This window comes from Ectorhizobium quercum (assembly GCF_026552795.1).
In the GTDB taxonomy this organism is placed as follows: Bacteria; Pseudomonadota; Alphaproteobacteria; order Rhizobiales; family Rhizobiaceae; genus Ectorhizobium; species Ectorhizobium quercum.
Window position 1 is genome coordinate 358,686 of record NZ_JANFPI010000005.1, and the last position, 21,750, is coordinate 380,435.

Annotated in this window: 17 protein-coding genes; 9 read left to right on the forward strand and 8 right to left on the reverse strand. The window is 59.0% G+C overall.

Going from position 1 to position 21,750, the window contains the following annotated elements:
• Window position 1 precedes the first annotated feature (1 nt).
• Window positions 2-2,188: a glycosyltransferase family 2 protein gene (locus NOF55_RS16740; RefSeq protein WP_306409949.1), complete on the forward strand. Its 2,187-nt coding sequence runs from the start codon at window positions 2-4 to the stop codon at window positions 2,186-2,188.
• A gap of 21 nt (window positions 2,189-2,209) precedes the next feature.
• On the opposite strand, the gene NOF55_RS16745 is transcribed toward NOF55_RS16740, so the two are convergent.
• From NOF55_RS16745 to rfbC, 5 genes are all read right to left on the reverse strand, one after another.
• Complete coding sequence (locus NOF55_RS16745; RefSeq protein WP_306409948.1) at window positions 2,210-4,804, reverse strand: glycosyltransferase; 2,595 nt, start codon at window positions 4,802-4,804, stop codon at window positions 2,210-2,212.
• Between the two features lie 90 nt (window positions 4,805-4,894).
• The gene (locus NOF55_RS16750; RefSeq protein ID WP_306412351.1) at window positions 4,895-6,502 is read right to left on the reverse strand and encodes a class I SAM-dependent methyltransferase; all 1,608 of its coding nucleotides are present in this window, start codon (window positions 6,500-6,502) and stop codon (window positions 4,895-4,897) included.
• 124 nt (window positions 6,503-6,626) lie between these two features.
• Window positions 6,627-7,493, reverse strand: coding sequence for a glucose-1-phosphate thymidylyltransferase RfbA (gene rfbA, locus NOF55_RS16755; RefSeq protein ID WP_306409947.1), 867 nt, complete (start codon window positions 7,491-7,493; stop codon window positions 6,627-6,629).
• Window positions 7,490-8,395, reverse strand: coding sequence for a dTDP-4-dehydrorhamnose reductase (rfbD, locus tag NOF55_RS16760; RefSeq protein WP_306409946.1), 906 nt, complete (start codon window positions 8,393-8,395; stop codon window positions 7,490-7,492). Before rfbD ends, rfbA begins: the two co-directional genes overlap by 4 nt.
• Window positions 8,396-8,409: 14 nt before the next feature.
• A complete protein-coding gene (rfbC, locus tag NOF55_RS16765; protein WP_306409945.1) occupies window positions 8,410-8,982 on the reverse strand; it encodes a dTDP-4-dehydrorhamnose 3,5-epimerase in 573 nt (190 codons plus the stop codon).
• Window positions 8,983-9,200: 218 nt separating this feature from the next.
• Here rfbC and NOF55_RS16770 point away from each other — a divergent pair, with 218 nt between their 5' ends.
• On the forward strand, window positions 9,201-11,063 hold the full coding sequence (locus tag NOF55_RS16770; protein ID WP_306409944.1) for a glycosyltransferase family 2 protein: 1,863 nt from the start codon (window positions 9,201-9,203) through the stop codon (window positions 11,061-11,063).
• A gap of 11 nt (window positions 11,064-11,074) precedes the next feature.
• Here NOF55_RS16770 and rfbB read toward each other — a convergent pair whose 3' ends face one another.
• Window positions 11,075-12,130 (reverse strand): dTDP-glucose 4,6-dehydratase, encoded by a 1,056-nt coding sequence (gene rfbB / locus NOF55_RS16775; RefSeq protein WP_306409943.1) that lies wholly within the window; start codon window positions 12,128-12,130, stop codon window positions 11,075-11,077.
• A 293-nt stretch (window positions 12,131-12,423) separates the two neighbouring features.
• Between rfbB and NOF55_RS16780 the strand changes: the two genes are divergently transcribed.
• From NOF55_RS16780 to NOF55_RS16790, 3 genes are all read left to right on the forward strand, one after another.
• Window positions 12,424-13,509: a glycosyltransferase family protein gene (locus tag NOF55_RS16780; RefSeq protein ID WP_306409942.1), complete on the forward strand. Its 1,086-nt coding sequence runs from the start codon at window positions 12,424-12,426 to the stop codon at window positions 13,507-13,509.
• A gap of 66 nt (window positions 13,510-13,575) precedes the next feature.
• On the forward strand, window positions 13,576-14,049 hold the full coding sequence (gene ybaK, locus NOF55_RS16785) for a Cys-tRNA(Pro) deacylase (protein WP_306409941.1): 474 nt from the start codon (window positions 13,576-13,578) through the stop codon (window positions 14,047-14,049).
• A 74-nt stretch (window positions 14,050-14,123) separates the two neighbouring features.
• The gene (locus tag NOF55_RS16790) at window positions 14,124-15,371 is read left to right on the forward strand and encodes an aminopeptidase (RefSeq protein ID WP_306409940.1); all 1,248 of its coding nucleotides are present in this window, start codon (window positions 14,124-14,126) and stop codon (window positions 15,369-15,371) included.
• Between the two features lie 196 nt (window positions 15,372-15,567).
• Here the strand turns inward: NOF55_RS16790 and xseA are convergent, their stop codons facing one another.
• Window positions 15,568-17,163 carry an exodeoxyribonuclease VII large subunit gene (xseA, locus tag NOF55_RS16795; RefSeq protein ID WP_306409939.1) on the reverse strand — a complete coding sequence of 532 codons (1,596 nt, stop codon included), beginning with the start codon at window positions 17,161-17,163 and terminating at the stop codon, window positions 15,568-15,570.
• A gap of 196 nt (window positions 17,164-17,359) precedes the next feature.
• On the opposite strand from xseA, the gene NOF55_RS16800 reads away from it, so the two are divergent.
• The gene (locus tag NOF55_RS16800) at window positions 17,360-17,623 is read left to right on the forward strand and encodes a spike base protein, RCAP_Rcc01079 family (RefSeq protein WP_306409938.1); all 264 of its coding nucleotides are present in this window, start codon (window positions 17,360-17,362) and stop codon (window positions 17,621-17,623) included.
• A 112-nt stretch (window positions 17,624-17,735) separates the two neighbouring features.
• On the forward strand, window positions 17,736-17,972 hold the full coding sequence (locus tag NOF55_RS16805) for a hypothetical protein (protein ID WP_306409937.1): 237 nt from the start codon (window positions 17,736-17,738) through the stop codon (window positions 17,970-17,972).
• A 104-nt stretch (window positions 17,973-18,076) separates the two neighbouring features.
• Here the strand turns inward: NOF55_RS16805 and NOF55_RS16810 are convergent, their stop codons facing one another.
• Window positions 18,077-19,945: a hypothetical protein gene (locus tag NOF55_RS16810; protein WP_306409936.1), complete on the reverse strand. Its 1,869-nt coding sequence runs from the start codon at window positions 19,943-19,945 to the stop codon at window positions 18,077-18,079.
• 408 nt (window positions 19,946-20,353) lie between these two features.
• Between NOF55_RS16810 and NOF55_RS16815 the strand changes: the two genes are divergently transcribed.
• Together NOF55_RS16815 and NOF55_RS16820 are read left to right on the forward strand one after the other, a co-directional pair.
• Complete coding sequence (locus NOF55_RS16815) at window positions 20,354-21,361, forward strand: glycosyltransferase (protein ID WP_306409935.1); 1,008 nt, start codon at window positions 20,354-20,356, stop codon at window positions 21,359-21,361.
• Window positions 21,358-21,735, forward strand: a complete 378-nt coding sequence (locus tag NOF55_RS16820; RefSeq protein WP_306409934.1) for a GtrA family protein — start codon at window positions 21,358-21,360, stop codon at window positions 21,733-21,735. The genes NOF55_RS16815 and NOF55_RS16820 overlap by 4 nt, the downstream gene beginning before the upstream one ends.
• Window positions 21,736-21,750: the final 15 nt, after the last annotated feature.

The window sequence follows — 21,750 nt, forward strand, 5'->3', positions numbered from 1 at the left end:
CATGCCTGACATTATTGCCCAGAACGAACTGACCGCCGACCCGGGCGAACGCTCAGTCTGGCTGGCGGAGGGCGACGATCCCTTTTTTCTCATTCGGTTCCCGTTTTTTCGAAAGCGTTACTTCGCCATCCGCCTGACGGCGTCCGATGGCGAGATCGACCCGAAACTCTATATCAATACCGGACACGGCTTTCGCGAGGAGGACAGCCGGGACGTCGGTCGCGGCAAGGACTTCCTGATCGTCGCGGATGTCGGCGCCTTCGGCACGATACGCGCATTGCGTGTAGACCCAACCAACGAACCCTGCCGTTTCGTCATGACCGTCGAGGAATTCGACACCACAGCCGCGGTCGAGGCCCATATCCTGGATCAAAGGCGGCAGTCTCCGGCCCTGAAAGACGTGCGCTTTTGGAAACTGCCGCGGTTCTGGAAGACACTTCCGGCCCTGCCGTTTCGACGCAAGAGCAGTTCTTTGCAGGCCTATGTGACGCGTGCTGCCGAACTTGCCGGTGAAATGTCGCTTGCCGCGCCCCGGTCAGCCGACCGCCCCTGGCTCAGCATCGTTGTCCCGGTCTACAATGCTCCGGCACAGTATCTGGACGACCTTCTCTCGTCCTTTCTGAAGCAAGACATTCCGGGAACCGAACTGATCCTGTCCGACGACGGCTCCACATCGGCGGAAACGCTTGACTGGTTCGCTTCTCGCAAGCCCGATCCCCGCATCAACTGTCTGCTCAACGGGGTCAATCGCGGGATTGCCTCCACGACCAATGCCGGCCTTGATGTCGCCAAAGGCGATTGGATTACCCTGCTGGACCACGACGACATGATTGCCCCGCACGGGCTCAAGGTCATCCGCAAAGCGGTCGAGGCTTCCCCCGGCGCCTGTTTTCTCTACACCGACGAACTGATTGTCGATGAAGCACTCAAGCCGGTCGGCCTCCTGCTGAAGCCCGCCTACGACCCCGTTCTGCTATCCGGCGTCAACTACATCAATCACTTCTCGATCTATCGGCGTGAACGACTGAAAGAGATAGGGCTTCTGCGCACCACTTTCGAGGGTTCCCAGGATTATGACCTGCTGTTGCGCTATCTGGAGGGCGTGAACGATTCCGAGGTTCTGCATGTGCCGTATCCGGCCTACTGGTGGCGGCGCAACGGCAAGAGCTATTCACACAAATTCCTGTACAGGGCGACGGACAGTGCACGGCGCGCGCTGCACGAACATTTCGAGCGCAACCACAAACCCAATACGGTTCTGCCCGCCCTTACCGAAACATTGCATCGCGTCAACTTCGGGAACGAACCGGCGGTCGGCCGGCCAAAAATCTCGATCATCATCCCCAACAGGGATTCATTCGATCTGATTTCAACAGTTCTGAAGGGTATCTACGAAGGAACAGACTATCCCAACTATGAGGTCATCATCGTCGACAACGGCACGACCGAAAGTGCGACGATAGCGCTCTACGAAGACTATGCGCGCCGCCATCCATCCTTCCAGTTCCATGTGAAGGCCCGCCCCTTCAATTTCTCCCGGGCGATCAACGAGGGTATGGCACATGCAAGCGGAGACCATTTCCTGCTTCTGAACAATGACATTGAAATCACCAGCCGCGACTGGCTCGACGAAATGGTACAATGCCTGAGTTACGACAGGGTCGGGATCGTCGGCGCAAAGCTTCTCTACCCGAACCGGAAGCTTCAGCATGCGGGAGTGATCGTCGGATTCGGAGGATTGGCCGGCCATTGGTATCTGAACAAGCCGGAAAGATTCGGCGGACCGATGAACCGCCTCCACCTGCGCAATTCCCTGACCTGCGTTACCGGCGCCGCAATGTTGATCACAGGTGAATGCGCACGAGAGATAGGTCTATGGGACGAAGAGAACTTCTCCATAGCCTACAACGACGTCGATTATTGCCTGAGGGCCTACAAGGCAGGCTACCGGATTGTCTGGACTCCATTCGCATGCCTGGTGCATCACGAATCCGTTTCACGCGGTTCCGACATCTCGGGCGAACGCCGCGCACGTTTCGAAAAGGAGAAAGCCAACCTGCGCAGATTGCACGAAACCCAGGGCTTTTTCGACCCGGCGTGTCATCCGGGTTATAGCCGGAGCCATTCGGATCCGAGGCTGCTGCCGCTGCCGTATATGCATAAGGCACGCAGCTGGTTCATAGCGTGAAAGATAGCATAGCGATAGCGTTTATATATGCCCTAAAAATTCTGACAGCGGCTCCCGATAACGTTTTTCAATGATCTCAAGAATACGCTCCCTGTATTTCGGATGAGCTATGTCTAGTACCATCTCACGGGTCTCAATACCACTACGTAGCTGTTGCTCTTGATTGCTTCCAGACCACACACCTTTGACATGTTGGTGGTAAATACTCATAGGCTCGTTGATGAAACCAATTTTTCCATGACGTTCCATGTAGAAAGCAACTGCAATCTCGTTGAAACGACCTTGGAATAAGCGCTCCGGTGAGCTTTTCAGAAGACCCGCCTTAAACAAACAACTCGAGAAATTAGCTATCAAATTCATTGATGGATGAGCTAAAAAATCATCCCCATCGACCTTTTGTTTTTTAATTACATCCTGCCTTTGGAGGAACCGTTCTTTCCCGCTTGGCAAAGACCTGACTCGTATCTTTGAGAAAACCATTGAGCAATCATTATTTTCGGCAAGAAAATTAATTTGCCTTTCAAGCTTCTGTTTATCTGTCCATACATCATCACCTTCAAGTATAGCTATGAAGTCTCCGCTAGCCAGATCAATACAACGCTTAAAGGTCTTCGATATTCCTAGATTCTCCGAATTTCGTACATTCCGCACCAATCCGCGATATTTAAGCGCCAACCCCGATACGATTTCGCGTGTTCCGTCTGTTGAAAAATCATCACACAGAAGAATTTCATGCTTAAAATGACCTTTTTGTTCAATAGCACTCAAAACCGCATGCTCGATAAAGTCGCGATGATTGTATGTCGGGATGATTGTTGTAACGCGAAACGGCATACGGTACTTAAGGCGGATAGCGATCCTTGCGTCATCAAGAGATTCACTAACGCTGATACGCGACGTGTCTTTATCATTATCCCAGTATTCTATAAGAGGAATAGTGATACAAACTGGTGGATTTTTTTCTGTATATCTTATAATCAAATCCCAATCGACTAAACGCCGTAGGTTTTCATCGAAGCCAAGATTTTTTTGATAAACTTCCTTCGCATGCACGAAAGCCCCGAGATCGATATAATTCGCCGCAAGTAAGTTCGCGCGATTGTAATGCTGGCCGTGAATTTTTCCGCTCGGCTGGCGCTTAAAATACGAATAAAATGTTTTATGGCTAGGATTCTCCACAATACTACTAGCGAAAGTCGAAAGAAAATTCGTTTTCAACTGATTATCGGAATCCAGATACGCTATCCACGGTTTTTTGGCCACCTTCAAACCAACATTCCGAGCAGCAGACACACCGCTTCGTTGCGGCTGTCGAATTAGTACAATTTTCCCACTCTGGATTTCACTAAAAAACCGTGATCGGATCATATCCGATGCACCGTCCGTAGATCCGTCATCTATCAGTATCAGTTCGAAATTGCGGTGATCCTGCTGTAGAACTGACTGAACGGCGGACTGTAATTTGGGCGCTCTATTATAAAATGGGACGATAATCGAAAATTCCACTTTGGGGATAGCAAAAAATGCTTCTGGACCAGCGTGTTCCATTATCGCTGCGTAAACTCCTTCATCTTGAGCGCGTACTCGATTTAAAGAAGGAATAATTCCATCATGATTGCAGTTAGTCTTCTTGAATGCCTTCACTTTTACAATAGGACATCCATGCTCGAGAAGATAGAGAGGGCGAACAGTGAAGTTTGGATTTATTTTCTGTAAGCTGGAATACTCTGGAGTGTCATTGTTTATGAACGTGTCCCACTCGAATCCGAGGCTCTCGAAATGCCGAGTCATCGGAACTTCATATGACATCACGACTTCTGAAACATTTTTCTTGGTCTCAACGCCGTTAAAAAACAGCTGAAACTCTGGGTCCAGAAACACAGGCCGTTTAAAGACAACGAAATAACTTTGAATGTGTGGTTGAAACTGAATATTCGCTGTGACACCCCAAAATTCACATTTTCGAGTGTTCATGGAATTGAAAATTCGTCTAAATCCCCCTATCGGACCATAGCAACTGTCATTACAAAGGATCAGTTCATCTGCATCGTAAAATAAACCCTGCTCTTTTGCGTAGTTAATGCCACGCTTGTAGGAACCAAAGTCATACTCACCATGTCGACCAACGATTAAATGTCGAGTGAAGTGCCGCACCCTTGTAAGGACTGCATCCGAAAAATTATTGTCGGCAACAAATATTATGTGATCAGCAATCTCAGTCAACCTTGAAAGATAAATAAGAATATTATCAGTTATGAATCCGGAATCACTATATACTGCAAATATAGCAACACGCTTTCTGCCGTCTGAATACCTTGATTTCCTATAGATTCGCCGCGTCAGCCACGATGGAAGGAACTTTCGACCTTCTGCTTTTCCAAACCTGATATAATGAATTAACGGATTCATACCAGCAGCAGCGACATCAGCATAAACAGAAGTATAATCTTGAGACGAAAACAACGGGCTAGGATCTCTCCCAATTCTAGCACCAATCCAAAGGTAGTGCTCGATAGGATCCATTCCCGTTATTTGGACATCAGAATATTGTTCCTTATACCAATTTTCGTCAAACAAGCCAGAATCTTTAATTAATTCAATATCTTCGCTTTTCATAAACCGCACTCCCACCCCCAAACGCATTGAAATACAAACATCGTCACGCCAACCTTAAAGTTTCGTCCATATGAATAGAGATCTAATGAGTCATCTTCCATTTGGACTACGCCCTTCTTTATATCCGTATAGGAGAAAATGGACTCCCGGATCCATCCCTACCGCATCTACATCAGGATAGCTCTTTAAGTACCATTCCCGATCAACGAAACCCACCTCTTGCAAAAGTCGGGCATTTTTGCGAATTCTTAATTTTGAAATCGGTCCGCTCATTAAGACATTAATTACATTATATATATCACTTTTTGTATTACGCCTATCAAGCATGTTCTCTCGCTGACAATCTCCAATAATATTTGTCAAAGCGGCAATTTCATTAATTTTTTCCATCAAAATAAATTCTTTCTCTTTAATTTTTTCCGCAGCCCCTGCATTCGCATCCTCTAGCTGTTGCAATAGTGCACTTTTCGCGCATGCGCTGGCCTCGTTTTGCGTCCGAAGGTCCGCCACTTCCTGTTGCGCGGCTCCGCTTTGCGCCCGCAAAACGGCAACCTCGGACTTCATTGCTTCGTTTTGCGCCCGAAGGTCCGCCACCTCCTGTTGCGCGGCTCCGCCTTGCGCCCGCAAAACGGCAACCTCGGACTTCATTGCTTCGTTTTGCGCCCGAAGGTCCACCACCTCCTGTTGCGCGGCTCCGCCTTGCGCCCGCAAAACGGCAACCTCGGACTTCATTGCTTCGTTTTGCGCCCGAAGGTCCGCCACTTCCTGTTGCGCGGCTCCGCCTTGCGCCCGCAAAACGGCAACCTCGGACTTCATTGCTTCGTTTTGCGCCCGAAGGTCCGCCACTTCCTGTTGCGCATCGGATGCCACCAATTGCACCGCATGAAATTGTTGCTTATTAGTGGCACTTTCTTCTATTAATTGATCCCGCCTCTCTTTCAATGCCCCTATTTCTGCAACATTTCGTTTGTTTGCGGCCGCCTCGGAGCAGGCTCGACCCAATCGTGAAAACACATTTGCAACCGTGACATATGTTTCCAGATTTGATTGACACTCAAACAAATTTCGCGCCGCTTCCTGTATTACTGATCCCGTACCTATTATACCCAAACCATAGCCATGCAAAAATTCGAAATAGGGATAGCGAGCCTTTAGCTCATTAAACAACCGGAATACACCAAAATCCCTTTCACGAACGTTTGTATCATGAAACAAAACAAGTGACTGAGAAGATAATTTTGGGAACCATTTTTCAAAATCATTTCTTACGGATTCGTAAGTATGATTCCCGTCAATATGAAGAATATCTATCTCACCGCCTTGAAAAGACTCTAACGCATCATCGAAAGAGCTTCTAATCAAACAAGAAAAACTTGAATAATTATCATTATTATAAGAAGAAACCTCCTTATACACCTCTTCTCCATAAAAGCCAGCATGTGGATCGCCACGCCAACTGTCTACTGCGTAGCATCTCGTTCCCAAATCAAGCGCTTTAACTGCCTGACAAAATGAAAAGTATGAAACCCCATAATGCGTACCTAGTTCAACAAATGAGGTGGGCCTCATACTCTCCATTAACCAAAATGCAAATGGAACATGCTCGTGCCAAGCAGATATATTCTGATATTGGGGAATCATGAAAGTTGAAGGCGTACAAACAAGCTGAAATGCTTCTGTTATCGATCTTTGATTCATTTCCAAGCACTCTCCATCCCTATGCTTTTATGCACATTCTTAGCTGAAGTTTTCACAACTGTCCCGCGCCACAATCCCCATTGAATTGCATTCAATAATACAACTCGAAGCGACCAAAATCCAGTTACTCTTCAGCGATCTTCAGCAGGGTCCGCCCGTAAGCCGTCTTCGAAAACAGCTTGCCGTATTCAACCAGCCGATCGCGGGATATCCAGCCATTCAGATAGGCGATCTCCTCGATGCAAGCGACGCTCATGCCCTGGCGGTGCTGGATGGTGCGTACGAATTCGGACGCTTCCAGAAGGCTGTCGTGCGTGCCCGTGTCGAGCCAGGCGTAACCGCGCGACATGCGCTCGACGTAGAGCGAACCCACCTCCATGTAGATCCGGTTCAGATCGGTGATCTCGTATTCGCCGCGGACGGATGGCTTCAGATCGCGCGCATACTCCACAACCTTGTTGTCGTAGAAATAAAGCCCCGTCACTGCCATGCGGGACTTCGGATGCCTCGGTTTTTCCTCCAGCGAAAAAGCCCGCCCCTCGGCATTGAGCTCGACGACGCCGTAGCGCTCCGGATCGTCCACCTCGTAGGCGAACACCGTCGCCCCTTCCTTGCGATCCCGGGCATTTGCGAGCAGCTTCCTCATGCCGGCGCCGAAGAAGATATTGTCCCCTAGGACAAGCGCAACATTATCGCCACCGATGAATTCGGAGCCGATCGTAAAGGCTTGCGCCAGACCATCCGGGCTCGGCTGGACAGCATAGGAGATGTTCAACCCCCAATCGGAACCATCGCGGAACAACCGCTTGTAGCTGTCGATATATTCGGGGGAAGAAATGATCAGAACGTCCCGGATTTGCGACATCATCAGAACGGACAAGGGATAATAAATCATCGGCTTGTCATAGATCGGGATAAGCTGCTTGTTCACCGCCAGCGTCGCCGGATGCAAGCGTGTGCCGGAGCCGCCGGCGAGAATGATACCCTTCATCGAGGTTCCTCTGGTGATTTTCTTTGTTCAAGCCGGAGTTCGGACAGTACCTCCGAAAGGGCCTCTTGCCAGGGCCGAGGCCGGATCGCGTAATCACGTCCGATCTTTTCCACCCCCAGAACGGAATTGGCCGGCCGCTTCGCCGGCGTCGGATAGTCGGCAGTCGTAATGGCCTCCACCTTCGGCACCGCGTAGCCGAGCGCCGCTTGCTGACGGAAGATCTCGCGGGCGAAACCGCACCAGGTTACGGGACCGGCATTGGAAAAATGATAGGTTCCTGTCGGAGCCTTCGGGTCCGCGACGAGCCGCAGAGCCATCCTCGCCAGTGTCGCGGCGATATCGCTCGCAGCCGTCGGGCAGCCGTTCTGATCGTCCACGACGCGCAGAAGAGGCCGATCCGCCGCCAGACGCAGCATCGTCTTGACGAAATTGGCACCATGCGCGGAAAATACCCAGGACGTGCGCAAAATCGCATGACGCGGATTGCCGGTACGGACAGCAAGCTCCCCGGCCGCCTTCGATGCGCCATAGACCCCGACGGGACCGATCGGATCGCCTTCGTCATAGGCTTCCGCCTTCGTGCCATCGAACACGTAGTCCGTCGAAACGCAGAGCAGCGGAATTCCGACCTTGCGGGTTGCCTCGGCCATGACGGCCGGCGCCAGCGCATTGACCTTCCAGGCCGTAACCGGATCGGTCTCTGCCCTGTCGACTGCGGTATAGGCTGCCGGATTGATGACGGCATCGAAGCGCCCTTCGGCGATATACGTCTCAATCGACCCGGCGTCCGTCAAATCCAGTTCCTGCCGGGAAGCGGCGACGATTTCGACATCTTCAGGCCATTCGTACCGGCAAAGCTCGTATCCAACCTGTCCGGTGATGCCGGTAATCAGAATGCGCATGAGTTTCTTTCCAGTCAGATTTCCACCAGCGTCAGCGGCGTTCCATCGTATTCGAACGGACTGTCGAAATCGGCCAGAAGCGGCTGCACCTCATCCTTCGGGCTCAACAGGGGTTGAACGCCCCCTGATAAGGGCCAGGCGACATTCACCTGCGGATCGTTCCAGCGGATTCCGCCGTCATTGGCCGGAGCATAGAAATCCGTAACCTTGTAGGTCACTTCTGACGACGGCTCAAGCGTGATGAAACCATGCGCGAAGCCGACGGGTATATAAAGCTGATGTCCATTCTCGGCGGACAGTTCCGCGCCAACCCACTCCCCGTAGGTTGGCGAGCCACGGCGAACATCCACGGCGACATCGAAGATTCGCCCGCGAATACACCGGACAAGCTTGGCCTGCGCATGGGGAGGCGTCTGGAAATGCAGCCCCCGCAGCGTAGCAACGGGCACGGAAAGCGAGTGATTATCCTGCACGAATTCATCACCAGCACCGAAATCCGAAAATTTATCCTTGTTATATACTTCGGAAAACCACCCGCGATCATCACCAAAACGCTTTGGCTTGATCAACAAAACTTTCGATGACATGCGAACATCCTGCGCAACTAAACTGGGGGATTCTTAACACGAAGCCACAAAGCCGGTCCAGCATCGATTGCAGCCTCAAATCAACTATGACAAACATGCCGCCATACGTCCGAAGCGGCTTTCGGCATCGGCATGAACGGGCAGGCATGACACGAACACCTCACCAAACGTTTCAAGTGCTTAGCGGGCCCGATGCCCTGCGCTATTCGGACAAGCCAGTGATTGTGACGATCAACGATCCCGACCGGCTGCTCGGCCGGTCTCCCACGATCTGCCTGCACAGGTCCGGCAGAACACCTGCCATTCTCACGCGTCCTGTCCTGATCGACGACAGGGGCCGGGGTCGATTCTTCGGCTGGACGCCTGCCGGACTGACGGCCATATCGGCCGAGCCCTCTCCCGATTCAGCCTCGAACGGCAGGATGCCGACACTCCGTATACGCCGCCCTTCCTATCCGGAAATCGCATGTCACATCGCGTGCGCATCGTCTTTCGCCGCGCTCCAGACACTCAGGCTTCTTCTCGCCGGAAACAGCAAGGGGTTTCAGTATCGCTTCGTGCGCCTGTTCGAAAGACTGGGCGAACCGCGCTACGCCGACTGGCTGGCCGCCTGGCCTGAAACCCGCAGGCAAGACATGCCCTTGCCCGCTGGTCACGATACCCCTCCCGTCCTCATTACGATCACAGGCAACGGTGCCCGGGCTGAACTCACCCGCGCATCGATCGGCCGTCAAACCTATCCAGCAGTCGAAGAGGCAAGCGCCGAACGCGTGCAAAGCCTCGTGCCCGACCGGATCGCTTCATCCTTCCTGATGCGCCTGCCTGCCGGCTTCACGCTGGAAGACACGGCCATCGAGCATCTCGTTCAACCGCTTCTGGCAGATAGCAACGTCTCAGCGGCATATTGTGACGAAGACTGCATCGACGCCAGCGGCGACCGGCATGCTCCCTTCTTCAAGCCCGCGTGGAACCCTCCTCTCGCGGCCACCGGCTGGCTTCCGCCGGAAGGCGTTCTCGTGCGCGGGAACTGTCTGCCCGCCACGGTCGACATGGACGGAATGTATGCGCAGGAGATGGTGCAGACCGCGGCCGCGCGAGGCGATATCGTTCACGTTCCCCGCATGCTCTTGCATCGTGACAGGGCGCGCGCACCGGCTCCGCCGTCCAAGCCGAAAGTCGCGACGACGCGGACGTGCGTGAGCGTCATCATCCCGACCCGCGACAGGGCGGACCTGCTGGGAGCCTGTCTCGAGGGTCTTTTCAATCGCACGCGCGCCGACGATATCGACGTGATCGTGATAGACAATGGCAGCCGGGAACCGGAAACGCTTGCACTGTTCAAGCAGCATGAGGACGCGGGACGCATCCGGCGCATCATTCAGCCCGGATCGTTCAATTTCTCGCAGGCCTGCAATCTCGGGGCGGAAGCTGCCTGCCACGAACTTCTGCTTTTGCTCAATAACGATATCGAACCCATCGAACCCGGCTGGCTGGACCAGATGGTCGCCGAACTGGACGATCAGCGGATCGGCGCCGCCGGGGCGCTCCTGCTCTTTCCGGACGGCTTCGTCCAGCATGCCGGCGCTACGCTCGGAGCCGGTTCAGTCGCCCGACACAGCTTCCATTTCCGCCATCCAGACGCGGGCGAGGATTTCGGCCTGCTCGTCCAGCGGCAGGAAGTCAGTGCCGTGACGGCCGCCTGTCTGCTCACCCGCAAAAGCCTGTGGCAGGAGGTTCATGGAATGAATGAGGAAGACCTCGCCGTCTCGTTCAACGATGTCGATTACTGTCTGAAGCTGCGCGAGGTCGGCAAGGGCATCATATGGACGCCCCATGCGAGGCTCATTCATCGCGAATCCGTTTCCCGCGGGCCGGATGATACGCGAGAAAAGATTGCCCGATTTTCGGAGGAAGAACGCTATATGCACGAAAGGTGGGGTGACGTGCTCCTGCGGGATCCTTTCTACCACCCTTGCCTGTCTCTGACGGCCGGCGACCGTGCCCTCGACGCGGCGCCGCGCGACCTTGCCCCAAGGCGTCCCGGTCTTCGCAAGCGGCCATCGTCACCGGACAAGGCCTGAACCGTACCGCGTTATCCCTTCGTCTTCACGAGGCCCAGCCGGGTTCCGTCGTAGTTCTTGCGCAGCGGCGCCCACCACCATTCGTTCTCCAGATACCACCTGACCGTCTTTTCGATGCCCGTGTCGAAATTTTCCCGTGCCTTCCAGCCCAGTTCCGTTTCGAGCTTGGTGGCGTCGATCGCGTAGCGGGCGTCGTGTCCCGGGCGGTCCTGCACGTAGGAGATGAAGGATTCGTGAGGCTTTCCGGCGGGATGAAGCTCATCCATCAGCGCGCAGATGCGCTTGACGACGTCAATGTTGCGGCGCTCGTTGCGGCCGCCGACATTGTAGGTCTCGCCGATACGGCCCCGCTCCACGATGATATCGAGGGCCCGGGCGTGGTCCTCGACGAAAAGCCAGTCGCGGATATTGGCGCCGTTGCCGTAGACGGGTAGCGGCCGCCCCTCCAGCGCACTGATGATCATCAGCGGAATCAGCTTTTCCGGAAAATGGAAGGGACCGTAATTGTTGGAGCAGTTGGAAACGACGACCGGCAAGCCATAGGTGCGTTCCCACGCCTTGGCGAGATGATCCGAAGCGGCCTTGGAAGCGGAATAGGGCGAGCTCGGATCGTAGGGCGTCACCTCCTCGAACAGCCCCTCGTCGCCGAGCGAGCCGTAAACCTCGTCCGTCGATACGTGCAGGAACCGGAAACCGTCCTTCTCCTCCAACGGCAGCGACTGCCAGTAGGCGCGCGCGCTTTCGAGCATGGTGAAGGTGCCCAGCACGTTGGTCTCGACGAAATCTCGCGCACCGGTGATCGAGCGGTCCACATGGCTTTCCGCGGCAAGGTGCATTACGCGATCCGGCCTGAAGCTCGCGAAAGCCTCGGAGATGGCGCGCCCGTCACAAATATCGTCCTTCAGGAAACGATAGAGCGGATTGCCTTCTACGCTCTTCAGCGACGTCAAGGTGCCGGCATATGTCAGCTTGTCGACATTCAGAACCTCGTAGCCTTTTTCAAGAACCAGATAACGGACCAGCGCCGATCCTATGAAACCTGCTCCGCCCGTGACGAGTACACGCATTTGGCAATCTTCTCCGCTGTCAGCACACATTCAGTGACGCGGCATAAGAAGAGACGCGGTTTCTTTCGTCAAGCTTGACGCGTGTCGCTCCTCTCCGTTTCCGCAGTTTTGCATTGGATATATCACCCCGGCGGCTTCCTCTCAAACGGTTCCCGCAGTCCCTTCCGCGATCCCGCTTTGACTCGGGGAAGATGGCGACCTATGGCTGGGAACGGCCAGATTGCGACGGGATCGACGGACATGAAGACTGACGACGAGCGGCTGCCCACTACGGGCGGCATGAGGACACTCCGTTGACCGACAGGGTGCGCGCGCTCATTGCCCGGCTGCTGCCCGCGCCCAGGCTGCGCGCGGGAGCCACAGGCGGCCCCAGACGGCCCGTGAAGCGAATCATCGTCTTCGGGCGGCATCCGAACCCGACCGCGGATTACTATTTCGCGGCGCGGCTTGCGGCACCGGGAATGCCGGAGCACCGGTTCATCGATATCCGCGACGGCGATCCGGCCGGCATCGACGCGGACGGCACATTCGTCATTCTCTGCCGCTATGCCTCCGCCGCCGCCCTGCGCTGGATCGAGCGGGAAGAGCGGCAACTCGCCGGCGTCGGCCTGTTTCTCGATGATGATATTCCCGCCGTCGTCACCGGGCGCGACGCGGATATCGGCTATCGGCTGTTTCTCGTCTTCCGGGCGCTTCTGCCGCTCAGGCGGCTCAACCGGCATCTCGATATCGTCTGGGCCTCGACGCCCCGCCTCGCGCAACGCCTCGGCGCGGCGAACGCTCGGGTCCTGCCACCTGCCCCGCCCGAAGCCCTGTGGAACATTCCCCACGTCGCCGGCAACCGCGACACCGGCACCGTCATGATCGCCTATCACGCGACAGCCGTCCATGTGGAGGAGCATGCCTTCCTGCAACCCGTCATTCGCGACGTGCTTGCCGCGCGGCCGGACGCGCTCTTCGAAGTATTCGCCGGCGGCAAGGCCGCCGGACGATGGAAGGGCATGGAGCGGGTCACGGTGCGCAGGCCGGTTTCGTGGGCCGCTTATCTCGCGGAAGCCTCGACGCGGCAGATCGATATCATGCTCGTGCCGCTCACGCCATCGCCCGTCAACGATTGCCGCTCCCCGACCAAGCGCATCGATGTGGCCCGCGCCGGCGCCGCCGGCATCTTTTCGGTCTCTCCGGCCTATGGCGAAGCCGGCGCGGACGGGGAAATACTGCTTCGCTACGATCCGGACGCCTGGCGCGCGGCGCTGCTGGAACTGATCGACGATGCGGACAAGCGTGCCGCTGCGGCCTCTGCCACCCGCGAACGCGTCGCTGCGATGACCCGAAGCGCAGAACGGGGTCTCGACCTTTCGCCGCCGCCCTTTCCGTAACCGTATCCCCTTCAAAACATGGAGGAAGGGGTTTATGACGGGTCCATCGAAAAGACGGAATGTGCCATGTCGAAAACCACCCCTGCCACCCGGACGCTCGAAAATGCGGGCGTCGTCTTCGAAACCGTTTCCTACGACTACGATCCGGATGCGCCGCGTGTCGGCCTTCAGGCGGCGGAAGCGATCGGGGAGGAACCGCACCGTGTGCTCAAGACGCTGATGGCGACGGTGGACGGCAAGCCGGTCTGCGCCGTCATTCCTGCCGACCGCGAGGTCAGCATGAAGAAGCTCGCGGCGGCGTTCGGCGGCAAGTCGGCGGCGATGATGAAGCCCGCCGACGCCGAACGGCTGACGGGCTATCATGTGGGCGGTATCAGCCCCTTCGGCCAGAGGAAGACCGTTCCGACGGCCATCGAGATCGCAGCCCTTTCGGAGCCCTATGTCTTCATGAACGGCGGGCAGCGCGGTCTTCAGGTCCGCCTCGACCCGAAGGCGGCGCTTGCCGCGCTCGGGGCGAAGGCGGCACCGCTGATCTCCTGATTTTGCGGGTGGACACCGTCCCCTCAGGCGTTATCCTCCGCCCTTCTCCATAGCCAACGACAGCAGGTTCTTCCATGACATCCGATACAAGCGCCTTCATCGACCCCGTGAAACTGGAAAGACTGGCGACGACCGCCGTCAAGGTCGGGCTGCGGCTGGAAAAGGGGCAGGATCTCGTCATGACGGCACCGATCGGCGCGCTGCCGCTCGTGCGTCTCATCACCCGCGAAGCCTACAAGGCAGGCGCCGGCCTCGTCACCACGTTCTATTCCGACGAGGAAGCCATTCTCGCGCGTTATCGATATGCGCCCGACGAGAGCTTCGACCGCGCCAGCGGCTGGCTCTACGAGGGCATGGCGAAGGCCTTTGCCGGCAATGCGGCGCGGCTTGCCATTTCCGGCGACAATCCGATGATGCTGGCGGGACAGGACCCGGCCAGGGTGGCGCGCGCCAACCGCGCCAATTCCATGTCCTACAAGCCGGCGCTGGAGAAGATCTCCAATTTCGACATCAACTGGAACATCGTCTCCTATCCCAACCCCGCCTGGGCGAAGCAGGTTTTCCCGGACCTGCCGGAAGCCAAGGCCGTCGAAAAGCTGGCGGAGGCGATCTTCGCCGCCTCGCGCGTCGACCGCGACGATCCCGTCGCCGCCTGGGAGGAGCACAACGCCAACCTCAGGAAGAAATCCTCCTGGCTGAACGGCGAGCGTTTCGCGGCGCTGCACTTCACCGGCCCCGGCACCGATCTCACGGTCGGCCTGGCCGACGATCACGAATGGCATGGCGGCGCCTCCACGGCCAAGAACGGCATCACCTGCAATCCCAACATTCCGACCGAGGAAGTGTTCACCACGCCACATGCGCTGCGCGTCGAAGGCACGGTGTCGTCCACCAAGCCGCTGTCACATCAAGGGACGCTGATCGACGACATTCAGGTGCGCTTCGAGGGCGGCCGCATCGTCGAGGCGAAGGCGTCGAAGGGCGAGGAAGTGCTGAACAAGGTGCTCGACACCGACGAGGGCGCGCGGCGTTTGGGCGAAGTGGCGCTGGTGCCGCATTCCTCGCCGATCTCGCAGAGCGGCATCCTGTTCTACAACACGCTGTTCGACGAAAACGCCTCCTGCCACATCGCGCTCGGCCAGTGCTATTCCAAATGCTTCCTGAACGGCGCATCGCTGTCGCAGGCGGAAATCGCGGCCAAGGGCGGCAATTCGAGCCTCATCCACATCGACTGGATGATCGGCTCCGACAAGGTGGATATCGACGGCGTGAAGCCGGACGGCACGCGCGTGCCGGTGTTCCGCAAGGGCGAATGGGCCTGAGAACGATGGAGGACGCCATGACGGCGTCATCAGAGTGCTGACAAACGGTTCATCGCTTTCTTTCGTCATGGTCGGGCTTGCCCGACCATCCACCGCGCCGCTTGCGGCGTGGCCCCTCTGGTTGAGCCCGAGGGTGACGGAAGAGAAAATTGTCAATACACCCCCGGGGCGCCAGGACGGCGCCCTTTTTCATGGCTTAGAACAGGCTGCCCTGATCGGGCGGCGCCTTGCCGGCCTTCGCGGGCCGCTTGCGGGAGGACGGGGGAGCGACAGGCGCCGGAGGCTCCGCCCCCTCCCCCGCTGTCGCCGTGATGCGCCCGTCGACGAATTCGATGGACAGGACCTGCCCTGGAGCGACGAGGGATGCCCGCGCCAGCAGACGCTCGTCCCCGTCGCGGATCACGGCATAGCCGCGCTTCAGCACGTTGCGATAGGAAAGCGATTGCAGCACGCGATCCTGCGCGGCAACGGCCAGCCTGCGATGGGCGAGCGCCGTCGCCACTGCCGTGTCGGCCCGTGCGAACAGGGCCAGCACCTTTTCGCGCTCGCGGCCCGTCTGATTTCGCAGGCGGTTCGGAAAGGCCCGGAACACCGCATCGGCGGCACCGACCCGGCTTCGGCCAGCCAGAACCAGACGCTCGACGATGCGTTCCGCGCGGTTCAGGCGCTCGGCGATGAATTGCCTCTGCTGCACGATCCGCGCGCCCAGCATGTCGGGCCGCAGCCGCGCCGCGGCCTGTTCCAGCGTCCGGCGCTTGGCGATGGCGGTGCGCTCCAGCCCCCGCCCGAGGCCGGTGGCGGCCTCGTCGAAACGACGGCGCGGCAGGGCGAGAAGCTGGTCCAGCGACGGCAGGGCGCGCACGAGACTGCGCACACCCTGCTGGCGGTTCTGCATTTGCCGCGACACGGCGCCTTGCAGGCGGGCGGCAAGACCGGCGATCTGGGCCTCCAGTTCGGCCTTCACCGGCACCGCCATTTCCGCAGCACCCGTCGGCGTCGGCGCGCGAATGTCGGCGGCATGGTCGATCAGCGTCCAGTCCGTTTCATGCCCCACGGCGGAAATCAGCGGGATGCGGCTGGCCGCCGCGGCGCGCACCACGGCCTCGTCGTTGAAGCTCCAGAGGTCTTCGAGACTGCCGCCGCCGCGCGCCACGATCAGCACGTCGGGCCGGGCGATCCCGCCTTCCGGCGTCAGGGCGTTGAAGCCTTCGATGGCGCGAGCCACCTCGTCGCCCGATCCCTCGCCCTGCACCTTCACCGGCCAGACGACGACATGAACCGGAAAACGGTCGGATATGCGATGCAGGATATCGCGAATGACCGCGCCGGTGGGCGACGTCACCACGCCGATGACCATCGGCATGAAGGGCAGCGGCTTCTTCGACGCGGCGTCGAACAGCCCCTCCGCAGCCAGCTTGCGGCGGCGCTCCTCCAGCAGCGCCATCAGCGCGCCGACGCCGGCGGGCTCCAGGCTTTCGATGACGATCTGATATTTGGACGAACCGGGAAAGGTGGTGATCTTGCCGGTCGCGATCACTTCCATGCCTTCCTCGGGGCGGACCTTCAGGCGGCTGAACGTGCCCTTCCAGATGACGGCATCGATGCGGGCCTTGTCGTCCTTCAGCGAGAAATAGGCATGCCCGGAGGAATGCGGGCCGCGATAGCCGGACACCTCGCCGCGCACGCGGACGCGGTCGAACGCCGTCTCGATGGTGCGCTTGATGGAGCCGGAAAGCTCCGAAACGGAGAACTCGGCGAGATTGGTCGGCGAATCGTCGAAAAAGCTGCTCATGGCCGCAAATATCGCATGGCAGATGCAAATTGCAGCGTCTTTTCGCAGCCGATCTGGCGAATTCCTCGGGAAAAGCCGGGCGGGCATAATCGCGCCGCCCGCCCCTGTCCGTTCAATGGGTTGATGCCGGCGTCGTCCGCCCTGCCTGCGGCCAAGGCCATACTTCCCCTGCGACGCAACCCTTCAGGAGCACAGAATGAGCGATCCTTTCCTCAACACCCACCCCTCGCTTTCCGGTCCGGCCACGGCGGGCTTTGCCGTCACGCCATCGGACGGCGCCGAACTGGCGCAGCCGAGCCGCGCCCTTTATGTCGGCGGTGCGGGCGACCTCGCCGTGACGCTGCTGTCCGGCGACAGCGTGAGCCTCGGCGCCGTTCCGGCCGGCAGCCTGCTGCCGCTGCGCGTCAGCCGGGTTCACGCCACCGGCACGACCGCCACGGCAATCGTCGCCCTCATCTGAGGCCATTTCCCGATTTCGAACACCGAAACAAAGCGTTAACCCTTGTCAGGGCCCGTTTTTTTAACGGTTCACGGCTATTCTGACGACAATCAAGAAAACAGGGATATTCGCAATGATCTTCGTCGCAACGTTCGGAATCGGGCTGGCCGCCGGGCTCACACGTTCCATCCTCTCGGTCGTGGCCGCCTCCGTCGCCATTCTCGTGACCTTCGCGCTGGCCGCCACACTGGGCGGCGGTGCCTCCCTCATGGCGCTGCTCGTCGCCATCGGCGGCTACAATGTCGGCCTGATCGCCAACATCTGCGTCCGCATTGCCGGCGAGGAACCGAGCGCCGAAGAAGCGCGCTGATCCGACCCGCATTTCCCGCAACCGCGCGGACCGACCGAAGCGCTCCTTCAGGGATGACGGAGCGCTTCGGTCGTTTCATGCACCTTCAGCCGAACCCGCTGCGCCTACGGCCTGACGCGGAAAAGCTGCAATCCCGCGCCGGCCGTCGTCGGCAGCGGTTCGAGATAGGCCGGAACCCGGCCCGCCGCGAGACCGGCATAGAGCCCGTCGGGCTTGAGAGCGGCGATCTGTCGCGTCTGCGGGTCGTCGGCGCAGAAGGCGACGACCGTGACCCCGGCGCCACGCAGGAAGGCTTCAGCTTCACGCGGTATGGCCAGCCCGATATGCAGTTCGGTAAGCATGCCGGGCTGATTGCGGTGATAGGGTGCCGTCAGGACGCGATGACCGGAAAAACGCAGGATCGACGCTCCAAGATTGGAGGGCGCCGCGACGACGCCCGGCGGCAGGGCCGCGAGGCCGGACAGCGCGTCCTCGCCGTTGCAGCGCCACGCGCCCGCCTCCGCACCGGCAACGGCGGGGGCGACGACCGGCGCGCGGAACCGCTGCACGATGCCGTTGATGCCTTCGCTCGGCAAGGCGCCGCCGAACACCCAGACGGCCGGAACGGACGCGAGCGTCGCGGTCAGGAAGAAGAACCCGGCGGCCATGTTCTCCGGCTCGGCATTCGAAAGCCGGCGGAGTTCCGCGACGAGCAGCGAGAGCGGGAGGATGACGAGCAGGTTGGAAAAGATCGCGCCGCGCACCTGAACCAGCGCGACGGCCCAGGCCGCGAGAATGAGCGCGAACAGGATGGCATGGCCTTCGACGCGATCGCCGAGCAGCACGCGCGACAGCGCAACCGCCATGCCGAAGAAGCCGACCGCATAGAAGCCGCCGGCCGTCGCCGGTTCCGAGCGGATCGTCGCCAGAAACGACTGCGCCTCCGTCACCTTGTTCAGCCACAGGGACACGAGCAGCGGATCGAGATCGGCCAGCGGGCTGCCGAGACATTGCGGCGCCAGAGCCAGCGCGGCCAGAAGGACGATGGCGCCGTTGGCGCCGACGACGGCAAGGCGCCGGCGGATATTCCAGCCGCTGGCATGGCGGGCGGAGACGAACATCAGCGCGCCGCCCAGCGCCGACAGGCCATAGAAGCCGAGCGAAAGGCTGTCGCACGTCACCACGGCATAGCGCGAGGGCGGCACGGTCGCCAGAAACAGGACGGTGACGGAAAGGGCCAGCGACAGGCCGAAGGCGGAAGCAGCCCTTTCGAACGCCTTGCCATGCACGAGCCACAGGCCCGTGACCGCAAGGCAGATGACGGCCAGCAGAGGCGTCGTTTCCGCGCCGATGGCGAGCGCCAGCGCCGCCAGAACGCCGCCGACAGCATAATTGACGGCGCCGTAGCGGCGATCCAACAGCACGGCGGCCAATCCGGCGATCAGGACGAGCTGGAGGTTGTGGTGATCGATGGAGCCGGGCAGGAAGCGGTTGGAGGTCACGACCAGAATGACCGTGAAGCTCATGGCGACGTTCATGGCCCCGGCACCGCCGAGACGGCGGGCGCCGAGCCCGACGCAGCCGATCAGCGGCGGGACGAGCGCCAGCGGCCAGACCGCGAGTGCCGCCGCCTCGGCGGCCGTCCCGTCGAGAAACAGGCCGAAAAACAGGATCAGGCCGGCAATCGGCGCGTCGATCAGGCGCGACCAGTGCATGAGCGTTCCACCCGCCAGCCCGAGGCGATACTGCATCGCATCGAACCAGCCCTGACCGGCGAGAAGATCGCGCACGACGACCAGACGCATCACGTCGTCATTGTCGGCGCCGACATAATCGGTGGCGCCGGGCACGGTCAGCAACAGGACAGTGGAGATCGCGGCCAGGCTGAAAAGCACCGTCATCAGCGACAGGCGGCTCCACCAGAGCCGGTCCTCGCCGGCTATCAGGGAATCGACGCGGCGCGTTCCGGCAGGCAGGTGAAATGCGTTCGTCATGTCCGCAGATTCCTCAGGGTCAGGACATGTTGAATTGGCGCATTCTGCGTCGCGGATTTCGTGTTCGGCGAGGAGGAAAGATGCAGGAAATGCCGATCATTTTCAAATCTTCCCGACGACGTCCGGGCGCGAAATCCGCAACGCCCTTCGGGTTCGAAGTCATGGGCCGGCTGATCGCAGACAATGCTCGACAAGACCATGTGGTCTTGCCTTGCGCGTGTTTGCTTCCATCCAATCCCATGACTTCGAACAGAATGCGTCAATTCAACAGGTCCTGACCCTCATGTTTCCGGCTTACTTTCACGATGTTCGGCGGTCCGAAACCTAGCCTTAACCTGTTCAAGAAATAGTAAAGGCCAGAGAAACGGAATGAATCCGTCGCATGATGATCGAATACCGGGTGGACCCATGACCGAAGCCCCGACCTCGCCGATGAACGGCGATCAGGACATAGCCGTATTGCTGCCGTGCCATAACGAGGCGGCGACGATCGCGGAGGTGGTGCGCGGCTTCCGCGCGGCGCTGCCGCAGGCGCGTATCTACGTCTACGACAACAATTCCACCGACGGCACGGCGCTGGCCGCCGTGATGGCCGGCGCCATCGTCCGCAGCGAACGACGGCAGGGCAAGGGCAATGTCGTGCGGCGCATGTTCGCCGACATTGACGCCGACATCTACGTCATGGCGGACGGCGACGGCACCTATGCGCCGGCCGACGCCGGCAGGCTCGTCGGCGTCCTGATCGCCGAGGGCGCCGACATGGCGGTCGGCACCCGGCGCGGTGTCACGGACGATGCCGGCCGGCAGGGCCATGCCTTCGGCAACCGCGTCTTCAATTCGCTCTACCGCCGCCTGTTCGGCAACGATTTCTCCGATATCTTTTCCGGATACCGCGCCTTTACCCGCGGTTTCGTGAAGAGCTTTCCGGCGATGTCGGACGCTTTCGAGACCGAGACGGAAATGTCCGTGCATGCCTCGCGCCTGAAGCTGCCGGTGGTCGAGATCGAACTCGACTACGGCCGCCGGCCGGAGGGGTCGCAATCCAAGCTCTCGACCTTTCGCGACGGCTGGAAGATCCTGAAGATGTTTATCATGCTGATGAAAGAAACGCGGCCCTTCGCGTTTTTCGCCATGCTCGGCTGGGCCGGCTTCTGCATCGGCCTCGGTTTCGCCATTCCCGTTCTTGCCGAGTTCTTCCGCACCGGCATGGTCAGCCGCATGCCGAGCTGGATCCTGTCGGTGGCGATGATCGGGCTGTCCTTCCTCGCCCTGACGGCGGGCATGATCCTGGATTCGCTGTCGCGCGCCCGCTACGAGCATCTGCGCCTTGCCTATATCGGCCAGTCGGAGGCCAGCCGCGAGCGCCGGCGCGACCGGTACCGCTCCGGGACGAGCGGGAGAAAGGATGCGGCATGAAACGCATCGCGCGCTTCGCAATCGTCGGCGGCGGCGGCTTTCTGGTCGATGCGCTGGTGCTTTCGGCGCTCCTGCATTTCACGCCGGCCGATCCGTTCCTGGCGCGCATCGCGGCAATCGCCGCCGCCATGAGCTTCACCTTCGTCCTGAACCGCAGCTACACCTTCGGGCGTTCCAACCGCCGCATGCTGTCCGAGAGCATCCGCTACGGCACCGTCGGCACGGTGACGGCGCTGTTCAATTACGGATTCTATGCGGCGCTTCTCATCGGCCTTCCGGGATTGCAGCCGCTGGCCGCGCTGGTCTTCGCCTCAGCCGCCGCGATGGGCCTCAGCTTCGTCGGCTATTCCCGCCTTGTCTTCGCCCGGCGGTGAACAACCGACTGCGGC